Source organism: Paenibacillus sp. NPDC093718, assembly GCF_050279985.1.
Taxonomy (GTDB): Bacteria; Bacillota; Bacilli; order Paenibacillales; family Paenibacillaceae; genus Paenibacillus_AQ.
In genome coordinates this window covers 95,011-108,518 of the sequence record NZ_JBNNUS010000006.1, presented here as the reverse complement: position 1 = coordinate 108,518, position 13,508 = coordinate 95,011, and the positions used below count along the sequence as shown (strand labels likewise).

Below are 13,508 nucleotides of genomic sequence, written 5' to 3'. Positions count from 1 at the left end.
ATCACCTCCGAGTTTACCGCTCGCCCAGAACGTACACCTCAGGCACCATATGAATTCCGTTCTTTTCCGAGATGGTTTCCTTTATACGTTCCATCAAAGCGAGCACGTCCTCTGCTGTCGCTTGACCGGTATTCTCAATGAAATTGGCATGCTGTAAAGAAACTTCTGCGCCCCCGATCCGCAGGCCCTTAAGACCGGCAGCCTCGATCAACCTCGCGGCATGATCACCGGGCGGGTTGCGAAAAACACTGCCTGCCGTTGCGGATTGGAGCGGCTGTGTACGCCGGCGACGGTCCTTGTAGGAGGCCATAACAGCTGAAATTTCTTTGCGGTCTCCTTGACGGAGCCCAAATACCGCTTCAGTCACAATCCCTTTTCGTTCATGCAGAATGGAGTGTCGGTAATCAAACGCCATATCTTTCGCAGCATACGTAACCAATTCCCCTGTTTCCAGTACAATGTCAGCGGACTTGAATATGCGTGACACGTCAGACCCATGGGCACCTGCATTCATGTAGACGGCCCCTCCGACCGATCCAGGAATGCCTCCGGCAAATTCAAGACCGGATAATCCTTCTTTTCCGGCCAGAACACTGAGCTTGACAAAAGACAGACTGCCGCCTGCAGTTACCGTCTCTCCGTCAAAATGAAGCCCCTCAAATCCCTGGCCCAGCTTGATGACCGCTCCCCGAATGCCTTTATCGGCAACCAACATGTTTGAACCGCGGCCCAATTGTGTCCAAGGTATGTGATGGGCATGGAGAAGGGTGACCAGTTCCCTGAGCTGTTCCTTGTTCTCAGGTATAATCAGGCAATCGGCTGGTCCGCCTATTTTCCACGTCGTATATTTTGCCAGCGGTTCATTCCATAACACTGTTCCGATATTGGCCTCTGATAGTAGCGATTTCCACTGCTGCATTTTAAATAAACCTCCCCTTGACTTTCAAAACCAAAAGGCCATTCCTTCAACTGGATGAAGAGATGGCCGCTGTCAGTAATGCCGGCCTCATGGGTGTGTCACGATTATAGAGTATCTTATGTCAGGCTCCATAGGTGTGTGACAATCGCCCAGCCGATTTAGCGTTTGCCGGTTAACCGGCGGATTTCTTGAACCATGACGGAAGCCGAATCCGGTTTGCCGAGCTTTTTCGCAGCCGCGGACATCGCCTCTCTGGTAGCGCGACTGGGCATGATCTCCTCAAGCTTTGCGAACAGCGATTCCGCCGTCAAATCCTTTTCAAGAATCATGCTGGACGCACCCGCTTCCTCCAATTGCCTCGCATTCGCCTCCTGATGGTTATTGGTGACGTTAGGTGAAGGGATAAGTACGGATGGAATGCCAAGCGATGTAATCTCCGCCAGGAATGAAGCTCCTGCACGGTTTACAATCAGCGAAGTAGCCGCAAGTACTTCCGGCATATTATGAACGTATGGCACGATATGAAGTTGATTCGGCATGGTACCGAGCTGGGACAGAATGGATTCCCGCGTGTTCTCAAAATAAGTTTCGCCCGTAACAAACACGAAATGTACGCCCGGCAGCTTTTGAATGAGCGGCGCCATCCCGATCATCGCGTTATTGATCGCCTTGGCTCCCCGGCTTCCGCCGACGATCAGTACGACCTGGCTGTCCACCGGAATGCCGAGCGTAGCAAATCCACGTTCACGATTGGCGGATAATACCGTTGTCGCACGTGGATTTCCTGTATATACCGTTCTTTTGGCTTTAGGAAAAGAAGACTCCGATCCCTCAAAGCTGACCGCAACCGTATCCGCATAGCGGCTGAGGAACTGGTTGGTGAGGCCCGGAATCGCATTCTGCTCATGAATCATGGTCGGTATACCGAGCTTGGCCGCTGCATAAACCACCGGACCGCACACATAACCTCCGGTACCGATCACGACATCGGGTTTAAATTCCTTCAGCAGGGCCTTCGATCGCTTCACGCCTTTGAAAAAACGCATGATCGTCTTCACGTTATCCAGCGACAGCTTGCGCCGGAACCCCGTGATATCGATGCTCTCAAACGGCAGCTTCTCCTGGGGTACCAGCTTGCTTTCGAGACCCCGCTTACCTCCGATATATAAAAACTCCGTTTTCGGATCTTCCTTTTCACATTGTCTTGCAATGGCAACGGCGGGGTAAATATGCCCCCCCGTTCCGCCGCCGGTCAATACGACACGCATACCCTTCACCTCGCATAACGGGAAATATTTAATAGAATGCCCAGCGCCGTCAGCATCAGCGTCAGTGAGCTGCCTCCGTAACTGATGAGCGGCAGCGTAATCCCTGTCACCGGCATTAAACCGATCACGACACCGATATTGATAACGACCTGTATGGCGACCATGCCCACGATCCCAACAGCCAGCAGACTTCCAAAGCCGTCGGATACCGTGATGGCCACCCTCATGCCCCGCCACACCAAGGCAGCGAACAAGAGCAGTACAATCAAACCGCCAATGAATCCAAGCTCTTCGGCCAAGATCGAAAAAATAAAATCAGTCTGCGGTTCAGGCACATAAGCGTACTTCTGACGACTCATGCCAAGCCCGAGCCCGCCGAGTCCGCCCGGCCCTATCGCATAGAGAGATTGGATGATCTGATAGCCTGCGCCAAGGGGATCGGACCATGGATCGAGAAACCCGGTTATCCGCTTCAGCCGGTAAGGGGCTGTCAGAATCAAGCCAATGAAACCGGCAACCCCGCCTAATGCGAGAAAGCCCAGATGCTTCATCTGTGCCCCTGCGGTAAAAACAATCATCATCGCAGCTCCAAGCATAACGGCACCCGTACCCAAATCAGGCTGCAGCATAATCAATCCGAATGCCAGTCCGATTAAACCAAGCGGCGGCAGAAGCCCCCTGGTAAAAGACGTAATATCATAATCTTGCTTACTGAGCCAGCGTGATAGAAACAAAATCATGCCCAGCTTCATAAACTCGGAGGGTTGGATCCCGAACGAGCTGATGCCAAGCCAGCTTCTGGCTCCGCCGCGAACAACGCCGATGCCTGGAATAAGTACGATAATCAGCATAAAAAAGCAGACCAGCAATGCAAGCTTGCTGTATTTCTTCCAAACCCGAAAGTCGGTCCTCGATGTGAAGTACATGGCAGCAAGCCCCAAACAGGCAAAAAACAGCTGACGCTTCACAAAATAAAACTTATCGCCATAGTCATGAAATGCGAGGACAGATCCTGCGCTGTATACCATGACGATTCCGATGGCCAGCAGGGCCAAAATACAGATAAGCAGCCACAGATCGGGCGCCTGGCGGTTCTTGTTCATGGAAAGGCCACCTCGTACATCCTTAGTAGGGGCTTATCCACCCCCCTACTTAAAGGTTATGCACCGCCTCTTTAAAAATGCGTCCTCGATCCTCGAAGGAAGGAAACATGTCCCAGCTCGCACATGCGGGAGATAGTAGAACAATATCCCCGCTCTCTGCGAGCCCGGCAGCCTTCTGGACAGCCGAGGTCAAAGTCGCGGCGGCGTCCTTCCCATTATCGACGAGGAAGATGTCCTTTAATCCGGCTTTGGCAGCAGCCTTCGCGATTTTCTCCTTCGTTTCGCCAAGAAGCACGACGGCTTTCACCCGTCCTTGCAAGGAAGGAATCAATTCCTCATAATCCGACCCGCGGTCAAGCCCGCCTGCGATTAATACGATAGGCTCCTTGAACGAAGTCAATGCCATGTGCGTCGCCTTGGAGTTCGTTGCCTTCGAGTTATTGTAATAGGATACGCCCTGAAGCTTGGCAACGTATTCCAGGCGATGCTCAACACCGCGGAAGCTGGATAAAGCTTCTTCCAGCTTATCGGGGGCAACGCCGGCCGCTATGGCGATCGCACAGGCAGCCAATGCATTCCCTACATTAAATCTTCCGGGCAGTCCGATGTTCTCCACACGGATGATCTCATGCGTAAACCCTTCGCCATCTGTATAGATCAGCATACGCCCCTGATCGCCGTCGTCCGGGTCCTGGGTACCGGCAACATATGGCGGCATCACGTGAACCCCTTCACGAAGGCTCTCACTCATCGAAAAAGGCACGATGCGCGCCTTGATATACGGAACAAGGTTTCTGCACACGGGATCATCCCAATTGAGCACAGCGGTATCATCCGCAGTCTGGTTGGCGAACAGCTTGGCTTTGGATGCAACATAATCATCCATCCCGCCATGGTAATCAAGATGCGTTTCCGCAATGTTGAGAAGGCAGGCAATACGCGGCCTGAACTCCTCTGTTCCTTTTAATTGAAAGCTGCTCAGTTCAACAACCATCCAATTGTTTTCAGTTGCTTCTGCTGCAGCCTCGGATAGAGGCGTGCCGATATTACCGGCTACAATCGGGGAAAGACCAGCGCTTTCCAGCAGCTTGCCTACCCAGGTTGTCGTTGTTGTTTTGCCATTCGAGCCTGTAATGCCGATGATCGGTGCTTCACACAAGTGATAGGCGATTTCAACTTCGGTCACGACAGGAATCTTAAGCTCCAGCGCTTTTTGAACAGGCGGGGCGGAATACGGAATTCCGGGATTTTTGACAAGAAGCGTCACACCGGGATGAATAAGATCATCGGGATGTCCACCGCAAATAACAGAAATACCCAAAGCCTCGAGCTCCGAAGCTTCAGGACACTGTTCTCTTTCCTTTCTATCGTTCACAATGACGGAAGCTCCGGCTTCATGGAGCACTTTAGCTACCTGTACTCCGCTTTTGGCCAGTCCCAGTACGACGATAAGCTTATCCCGATAATCTTCTAGCTGCTTCATATGTTACAACCCCTTGTTGATATAAAGTCCGAGTCCCGCAAGTATCAGTCCCACGGCCCAAAATGTAAAGACGACGCGCCACTCCGACCACCCGGATAATTCATAATGGTGATGGATCGGGCTCATTTTGAATATTCGCTTGCCTCGGGTTTTGAAGGAAACCACCTGAAGCACAACGGATAACATCTCTATGACGAATACCCCGCCAATAATGAGGAACAGCAGCTCGCTCTTGGTTACGATCGCTATGGCGCCAATAGCGCCCCCGATTCCTAAAGACCCTGTATCTCCCATGAACACTTTGGCAGGGTGAGCGTTAAATACCAGGAAACCGAGAACCGCACCGATCATCGCCGCTGCGCAGAATGCCGCCGCGAACGAAGTAGACTGGATCGCCACAATGGCATAAGCACCAAAGGCAATCGCGCTGACACCGGACAAAAGACCATCCACTCCATCGGTGAAATTAACCGCGTTGCTGATGGCAAGCATCATGACCACGATGAACGGATAATAGAACCACGGCCCCCAATCAAAGGACCAATCCATTCCTGGAACGCTTATCGCCGTGCTATGACCGTTGGAGATCAACAGCCAGCACATAATACCGGAAAACAGAAGCTGTCCAAACAGCTTCTGCCTGGCCGTGAGTCCTAATGATCTGCGAAATACGATCTTAATATAGTCGTCAAGAAAGCCGATCAAACCGAAGCCGAGCGTCGCTACGATCATCACATAGAAATCAGTATCGACTGGAGAAAATTTAATATAAGTCAGTGTAAAAGCAAGCAAAATCACAACGCCGCCCATCGTTGGCGTTCCTGCTTTTTTCAAGTGGCTCTGCGGACCGTCGTTCCTAACCTGCTGGCCGAACTTCATCCGCCGCAGCAGCGGAATGAGCAGCGGAGCCGATATCACCGCAAGCACAAACGCTACACCGATTGTCAACAACAGCAATTGAAAGTCCATCAGCTCACCCCCTCACTCCGTTGTTGCCGCCAGGCAGGGCCTTCAAGGCGTCAACCACGTGTTCCAGCCTCATGCCGCGCGAGGCTTTCACCAATACGATATCCTTCTCCGTTACCCGCTCCAGCAAGGCTTCGATCAGTTTTTCTTTATCCGTAAACGGAAGCACTGCCCCTTCAGGGAAGCGATCTTTCGCTTTATTCGCCGTGTGAAGCGACAATGGGCCGTAGGTGAACACAAGATCCGCGTTGTCCGGAGATAAGCAATCTCCAATCTCGGCATGGAATTCCTCTTCACGCTGACCAAGTTCCAGCATGTCCCCGAGAACGGCAATTCGCCGGTGGTAGCCTTTCATATCCCCAAGCACGTCCAATGCAGCCTTGGCCGCGGTAGGACTCGAATTGTAAGCATCGTTCAGCACGGTGACTCCAAACGCAGTCTCCACGGCTTCGATCCGCATGCTCGACAGTTTCAGATTGGCAAACCCGCTGCGAATAGCTTCATCGCCGATTCCCAAATGGGCCGCTACAGCCATCGCCGCAAGCGCGTTGACTACGTTATGACGCCCGAGAAGCGGCAAGCTAAAGCCTTCACCCGCATGCCGGTTCGAAGTGAAGATGATTCCTCTTGCATGGAACATAAGTCCCGTCGGATAATCGTCATTGGTTTCTTGATTGCCAAACGTAAATGTCCGAAGCCCTTCTGGCTTCACCGTAGTTTCTTCAGCAAGCACCTGGCGGATCAACGGTTCGTCCCCATGGTAGATCAGCAAGCCGCCCGGCTTCATGCCGCTAATAATTTCAAGCTTGGCGCGGGCGATTTCTTCGCGCGAACCGAGCTGAAGCATATGCGCTTCCCCTACATTGGTAATCACCGTTATATCCGGACGAGCAATGGTCGAAAGAAGTTCAATCTCATGACGTCCGCTCATGCCCATCTCAAGCACGACAATATCGGTATCTTCCTTCATCGCGAGTACGGTTAACGGAAGACCGATATGATTGTTGTAATTGCCTTGCGTCTTGTGAACGTTAAACGTGGTTTCAAGTAGTGCTGACACCATGTCCTTCACGGTGGTTTTCCCGTTGCTGCCGGTTATGCCCACCACCTTGGCGCTGCTCTCGGACAAATAGGAAGCCGCAAGCGACTGGAGCGCCGTTAACGTATCGTCCACGAGAATGAGCGGCAGGTCGGGAATCGGTTGATGATCTCTCTGCCAGAGCACTGCGCCGGCTCCGCTGGCGAGCACGCTCTGCGCGAACGCATGCCCGTCAAATTTCTCGCCAACAATCGGAACAAACAAATTTCCCGGCTGTACGGTTCGGGAGTCGGTACCGACCCCTTGAATGATAATATTGTCATCTTGGTTACGTGAGAGCGTCCCGCCGCACATGTCGGCGATGCTCTTTAATGATTTATGGATCACTATTGTCTGCCCCTTATCGCGTCTTTGGCTACGATGCGGTCGTCAAAATCTAGCACTTCGCCCGCAATCAGCTGGTAGGTCTCATGACCTTTCCCCGCAATCAATACTACATCGCCCGGGCTTGCCATTTCAATAGCCTTTTCAATCGCTTTCCGGCGATCAACGATGAGCTTGTAGCTTTCTGTTGACACTCCGTCCTCAATCAAGCCGGCTTCGATATCCTTCAGGATCAAATCCGGATCTTCCGTGCGGGGATTATCGGAAGTCACCAATACAATATCGCTATATTTCGCGGCAATTTTACCCATGATTGGCCGTTTGGTCCGATCCCGGTCGCCGCCGCAGCCGAATACCGTGAGCACCCGGCCTTCAGCGAATTCATTAACGGTGCGCAGTACATTTTCGAGTCCGTCGGGCGTATGCGCATAATCCACAATCACGGCATACGGCTGACCTTCATCCACGACCTCCACGCGGCCGTCAACGCCGGGCACGGACTCCAGGCTGTTCTTGATATTATCGAGTGGGACTCCCTCAAGAAGCGCGGCAGCGATCGCGGCCATGGCATTATACACGTTGAACTTCCCTACCATTCGAATCGAAATATCCGCACTGCCGCGGAAGGTATCCACATGGAACGAGGTGCCTTGAGCGGTGATCGAGATGTTGCTTGCCCGTATATCCGCATCTTTTCCCAAACCATAGGTAATCACTTCCGCCGCCGTCTGCTTGGCAAAATAAGCCGAAGCCTCATCATCCGCATTCAGGACGGCATATTTGCGTGATGGTTCATCCTTGGCAAAAGCGTTGCCCAGCCGGGAGAAAAATAACCCTTTTGCCCCGCGATATTCTTCCATCGTATGATGGTAGTCCAGATGATCCTGCGTCAGGTTTGTGAATATAGCCGTTCGGAAGTCCGTTCCCTTCACCCGCCCCTGTTCGAGCGCATGCGAGGATACCTCCATCACGCAGCACTCGGTGCCTGCGTTCGCCATATCGTTCAAATAACGCTGGAGCTCCAGCGCCTCTGGCGTCGTTCTTGGCATCGGGAATGACTGGCCGTCGTATTTCATCTGAATCGTGCCGATCAAGCCGGTCTTCAAACCGTAATCATTCATGATCGTCTCGATCAAATACGTTGTCGTAGTCTTGCCGTTCGTTCCGGTTACGCCAATCATCTTCATGCGGGAGCTCGGCTGATTATAAAAGGCGTTCGCCAAACCCGCCATCGCAAAGCGGCTGTCCCTCACGATGACTTGCGGAAGGTCGACCTCAAGCTTTCGCTCAACGACCAATGCCGTAGCGCCTTGGTCAGCGGCCTGGGCTGCAAACTGGTGTCCATCTACCGTATGGCCCGGCAGACAAATGAACAAATCCCCCGCTTTCACTTGTCTCGAGTCTGTTTCAAGCCCCGTGATTTCAACTTCTCCGGATCCTTCGATAACAGCAGCAGCCAATACGGATGATAATTGCTTCAATTTCATTGTTATCCCTCTCTCTATATATCTGCATCATCCGTCCTCGCTTGTGAACCGGATGATGCCTTAATGTTCATGCTTGGATTCCTCCGGGTCTTCGCCCATATAAATGCGAATGGTAGACCCACGCTCCACCCGGCTTCCCGGCTTCGGAGCCTGGGAAATAACTGTGTTGCCGGTCCCCGACTTGGCCAGCATGAAATTCATATTCAGATCCTCATACAGATCCTGAACCGTAGCTCCGACCAGGTTCGGTACAGTCACGGTTGGTGTCTCTCCATACTTGTATTCACGGGCAAGCTGGTCTTTACGCGGCGGAACATTCATATAATGCAGCGCATCCTCCAGGATGTTCTGCACGATTGGAGCAGCCACGACACCACCGAATTGAATGCCCTTCGGATTATCTACCGCCGTGTACACCACAATCTCAGGATCATCGGCAGGCGCGAATCCGATGAACGATACGATATGCTCGGTCGATGAGTACCGGCCGTTAATAACCTTCTGGGCGGTTCCCGTCTTCCCTCCGACTCGATAGCCATCGATGAAGGCCGGGCGTCCGGTCCCTTTGGCGACGACGCTCTCGAGCGCCTCGCGCACTTGCTTGGATGTTTCCTCCGAGATCACTTGTCTGACAAGCTCCGGCTTGATTTCCTCGACCGTCTCTCCCGTTTCCGGATTAACCCACGCCTTGGCCACATGCGGCTTAAACAATTTGCCGCCGTTAATGGCGGCGGACACTGCAGCAACCTGCTGGATCGGCGTAACCGATACTCCTTGCCCAAATGCCGTTGTCGCCAGCTCAACAGGACCGACGTTGTCGAGTTTGAACAGGATCCCATTCTCTTCCCCATTCAAATCGATGCCCGTCTTTGCACCGAAGCCAAAATCGCGGATATACTGAAACAGGCTTTCCTTGCCCAGCTTCTGACCTAACGCCACGAACCCCGGGTTGCAGGAGTTCTGGACAACCTCCATGAAGGTCTGGCTTCCATGGCCGCCTTTTTTCCAGCAGCGCAGTCTCGCTCCACCGACCTCTACCGCCCCACTGTCAAAGAAGTGGTCGTTCTTCAGGTCAACCTTGTCCTCTTCAAGGGCAGCGGCAAGCGTAATAATCTTGAATGTCGAGCCTGGTTCATAGGTCATCCAGATCGGCAGGTTGCGGTTGTACGTCTCGGCTGAAAACTCCTGGTAATTGGCAGGAGAATACCCTGGCCTGCTGGCCATCGCCAAAATCTCGCCAGTCTTGGGATTCATGGCGATCGACCAAGCCCCATTCGCCTGATACTTCACCATGGCTTGATCAAGCTCCCGCTCCATAATGGATTGAATCGATTTATCGATCGTTAGCTCCAGATTCAGACCATCACGAGGCTCGACATACTTCTCCGAGGAGCCCGGCATTATTCTCCCGCCTGCATCGGACAGATAGGATATTCCGCCTTCGAAGCCTTTCAGCTTGTCGTCATGCATGGCCTCCAAGCCGGTAAGTCCCTGACTGTAGGCCCCCGTGAACCCCAAAATATGGGCTGCCAGATCGCCATATGGATAATACCGTTTGTTATCCTCAGCAACAACGATACCCGGCAGCTTCAAATCACGAATTTCCTGAGCCAGCTCCATCGTAATTTTTCGTCCACCGGGATTTATCCGTTCCAACCTCGAACGTTTCGTAATAATTTTCTTGATATCGGCTTTGTTCATGTTGATAAGCCCGGCCAAGGTTTCGGCCGTATGGTCCGGATCTTTGATTTGTACAGGAATCGCCCAAATGGTCGGTGTCGTTATATTCGTAACCAATGCGGTTCCGTTACGATCCAAAATTTCACCACGTTGTGCCGCAAAAGGAATGTCGCGGCGCCAGAGATCCTCCGCCTTCGCCGACAGCTCCGCGCCTTTCCCAATCTGCACATAAGCCAGTCTGATGATCAGTGCTGAGAACAGCAGGAGCAGCAGCAGCAGGCTCCAGAGCAGCCTTCTCCGCTGCGATACCTTGGATACTTTCACCTAAGCTTCCCTCCCTGTTTGAACCCGAAAGCTCATGATATGCGTTCTTCACATGAGTATTCGGGACAAACCCGGGTTAGAACAAGCTATTTCCCTTCTGTCTTGCCTTGTCCTTGGTCGGTTGCCTCGGCATCGTTATCGGCAGTTCCTTCCGACTCTTTTCCATCGGTTTCTTCCCCGTTCGCATTTTCGCTGCCAACGGAGGAAGTTTCATCGGAACTGCTGCTTCCCGTTATCAACTCTTGAGCCGATTTGAGCGTTAACTGCACGATTCGCTGACCATTCTCCTTGGCTTCCAATTGCGAAACAACGTAGCCCTCACCCTGAACGTTAACCTTTACTTTCATCAAGGTGAGCACTTCCATGGCGTCCCTAAGCGATTCACCCTCTAAATTCGGGATTTTCATCGTTGGACTATCCTCTGTAAGAAGATAGATCCTTTGACCTGCACTAATGATCGCATTGGCAGGCGGGTATTGTTCCTTCACCGTGCTTCCATTGCCCAAGGTCTCAAATGCCACCCCATCCTTCAGCAGCTTGGCTTTTACGTCGCTTAGCTTCAACCCCGTAAAATCCAGTGCTTTCAGGGAATCCTTCAGCGTCGATCCTGAATTCGATTGTTCTTTATCCTGCTTTGCATTCGATTTGGGAACGCCCCAATAATTCAATGTCTTGGATACAATTTCTTTGAATATAGGTGCTGCCAGCTTACCGCCGCCTTGTTCCACATTCGGTTCGTCGATAATGACCAGCACGGCAATCTTCGGATTCTCGACAGGAGCGTACCCGATGAACGAAACCACTTGTTTCGAACGGTCTTTATAGCCGCCGCCTGATTTAATCGCGGTACCGGTTTTGCCCGCAACACGGTAGCCGTCAATATATGCTAGCTTACCTGTACCATTTAATTGGTCGGCTACAACCTGCTCAAGGTAAGTCCCGGTTTCTCTTGCTGCTTCAGGAGAAATGACCTGACGCACGACTTCCGGCTCGATTTTCTCAACCTTGCCGGTGTTAGGGTCCTCAATCTGCTTCACCATGTGAGGCTTCATGAGCTTGCCGCCGTTGGCGACGGCTGAAATGGCCGCAATCTGTTGAATAGGCGTTACGGATACGGCGTAACCATAGGTCATGGTTGAAATATCGTAATCATACGTCATATTTAAGGTGCCTAGAATTTCCCCCGGAAGGTCTATTTCCGTTTTCTGCGTAAACCCAAAATCCCGAATGTAGTTGGTAAATCGCTCCTTGCCGAGCATTTCGTAGCCCAATTTTACAAATGCCACGTTACTCGACCTTTTCACACCTTCCAGGTAGGTGATAGGGCCCCAGCCTACGCTGTTAATGTCCTCGTGGGTTCTTCCACCCGCTCTTATGGATCCGGATTGATAAATAGCGCCCGGGTTAAACAGCTTCTCCTGCACTGCGCTGGCCAGCGTAACAATTTTGAAGGTCGATCCCGGCTCATAAATGGACCGCACGGCATGATTGATAAAATTCTTTTGATTCCATTTCGAATATGTATTGGGATCAAAAGTCGGCATATTGGCCATCCCCAGTATTTCCATCGTGTTCGGATCCGCAGCGATTACCGTCATACTGATTGGTTTATATTGGTTATAAGTGTCGCGCATCGCTTCCTCGATATAATACTGGATTGTATCGTCTGTCGTCAGTACTAAATTTTTCCCATTTATTGCAGGCTGGTATAAATCGTCCTCGCTCGGAAGCTTGACCCCTTTCTTGTCACTCTTGTAAGAAGCGAATCCATCGGTTCCCTTCAGCGTGTCGTCATAATATTGCTCAATGCCTCCGATCCCCTTACCCTGACGATCGGTATAGCCCAAGATATGTGCAGCTACTGTTTTTTGTGGATAATATCGTTTTGACTCTCGCTGAAAGCCGATGCCCGAATCGGGAACTTTGCCTGCGGCCTTCAATTTATCATTTAAGCTTTCGCTGAACGCTTTGACCTCTTCCATCTTCTCCTTGTCAATCTTCCATCCTTCATTGCGGACTTCCACGCCCTTAAGGTATTCCCCATCCTTGCCTTTGGCTTGAACCATTTCACGAAGCTTGTCCTCATCCTTGCCGAGAGTTTCGTGCAGTCCTTTAACGACCTCATTCTCCATGCCGTTAGCCTGAATGACCGCAGGATTCACAATAACCGTAAAGGCAGGCGCATCCATGGCAAGAATATCGCCGTCCCGATCCGTGATCGTTCCTCGCGTGGCCGGAAGATCCTGTTTACGCGACCATTTCGATAAAGCTTGTTCCTTCCAGAAGTCGTTATCGATCACCTGCAGCCAAAACACCCGACCAATCAATAAAGCAAAAAAGAGGGTTATACATCCCCCTATTAGCACGGTACGCAGTTTGATTTTTTTTATCATCGGTCAAAACCTCACACTTCAATCATTTTGTCCCGAGTCCGAATTCTGTGTCTCGGATGACCCCGAGACCGGTGATAGATGGATTGTATTATTATCATCAATAGGGACATAACCCAGCTCTTTCGCCTTGTCCAATATTTGCGTCTCCAGTGTTTGCTTTTCAACCTGAAGCTGATTGATATTTCGTTTAGCTTCGAGTGTCTTATTTTCCGTCGACTGGATCTGCCGGTTCAAGTCATAGGAATGAACATGACTCATGCCAATGACACCCATGACGGCAACCACAAATACCACGGACAGCAAATACAACAGCTTTTCTTTTTGCGGAAGCTGGGAACGACGTTTGACGACTTTTGTCTTCTCGAGATAAGCGGACTGCTGCGTTTCCTTCTGTCTCTCCTGTACGGCTAAATTGCCGCGCGTGTAAGCCATGGCTGATTCTCCTTCTTCAGGGATTTTATG

General features: G+C 51.6%; 10 protein-coding genes. All 10 read right to left on the bottom strand.

The genetic code is table 11. The features are described from left to right. Window positions 1-13: 13 nt before the first annotated feature. On the bottom strand, window positions 14-919 hold the full coding sequence (murB, locus tag ACQKPA_RS18815; protein ID WP_071222988.1) for a UDP-N-acetylmuramate dehydrogenase: 906 nt from the start codon (window positions 917-919) through the stop codon (window positions 14-16). Between the two features lie 158 nt (window positions 920-1,077). Continuing rightward, window positions 1,078-2,187, bottom strand: coding sequence for an undecaprenyldiphospho-muramoylpentapeptide beta-N-acetylglucosaminyltransferase (murG, locus tag ACQKPA_RS18810; protein WP_427494068.1), 1,110 nt, complete (start codon window positions 2,185-2,187; stop codon window positions 1,078-1,080). A gap of 5 nt (window positions 2,188-2,192) precedes the next feature. After that, the gene (gene spoVE / locus ACQKPA_RS18805) at window positions 2,193-3,290 is read right to left on the bottom strand and encodes a stage V sporulation protein E (protein ID WP_427494067.1); all 1,098 of its coding nucleotides are present in this window, start codon (window positions 3,288-3,290) and stop codon (window positions 2,193-2,195) included. Between the two features lie 49 nt (window positions 3,291-3,339). Continuing rightward, the gene (gene murD, locus ACQKPA_RS18800) at window positions 3,340-4,773 is read right to left on the bottom strand and encodes a UDP-N-acetylmuramoyl-L-alanine--D-glutamate ligase (RefSeq protein ID WP_427494066.1); all 1,434 of its coding nucleotides are present in this window, start codon (window positions 4,771-4,773) and stop codon (window positions 3,340-3,342) included. Window positions 4,774-4,776: 3 nt separating this feature from the next. Beyond that, window positions 4,777-5,742 carry a phospho-N-acetylmuramoyl-pentapeptide-transferase gene (gene mraY, locus ACQKPA_RS18795; RefSeq protein ID WP_216533902.1) on the bottom strand — a complete coding sequence of 322 codons (966 nt, stop codon included), beginning with the start codon at window positions 5,740-5,742 and terminating at the stop codon, window positions 4,777-4,779. A gap of 4 nt (window positions 5,743-5,746) precedes the next feature. Continuing rightward, window positions 5,747-7,165, bottom strand: a complete 1,419-nt coding sequence (locus ACQKPA_RS18790) for a UDP-N-acetylmuramoyl-tripeptide--D-alanyl-D-alanine ligase (RefSeq protein WP_427494065.1) — start codon at window positions 7,163-7,165, stop codon at window positions 5,747-5,749. Further along, window positions 7,165-8,649: a UDP-N-acetylmuramoyl-L-alanyl-D-glutamate--2,6-diaminopimelate ligase gene (locus tag ACQKPA_RS18785; protein ID WP_427494064.1), complete on the bottom strand. Its 1,485-nt coding sequence runs from the start codon at window positions 8,647-8,649 to the stop codon at window positions 7,165-7,167. Before ACQKPA_RS18785 ends, ACQKPA_RS18790 begins: the two co-directional genes overlap by 1 nt. A gap of 60 nt (window positions 8,650-8,709) precedes the next feature. After that, window positions 8,710-10,653 carry a stage V sporulation protein D gene (locus ACQKPA_RS18780; RefSeq protein ID WP_427494063.1) on the bottom strand — a complete coding sequence of 648 codons (1,944 nt, stop codon included), beginning with the start codon at window positions 10,651-10,653 and terminating at the stop codon, window positions 8,710-8,712. A gap of 86 nt (window positions 10,654-10,739) precedes the next feature. Beyond that, the gene (locus tag ACQKPA_RS18775) at window positions 10,740-13,046 is read right to left on the bottom strand and encodes a penicillin-binding transpeptidase domain-containing protein (protein ID WP_427494062.1); all 2,307 of its coding nucleotides are present in this window, start codon (window positions 13,044-13,046) and stop codon (window positions 10,740-10,742) included. A gap of 18 nt (window positions 13,047-13,064) precedes the next feature. Continuing rightward, window positions 13,065-13,478 (bottom strand): cell division protein FtsL, encoded by a 414-nt coding sequence (locus ACQKPA_RS18770; RefSeq protein WP_071222979.1) that lies wholly within the window; start codon window positions 13,476-13,478, stop codon window positions 13,065-13,067. Window positions 13,479-13,508: the final 30 nt, after the last annotated feature.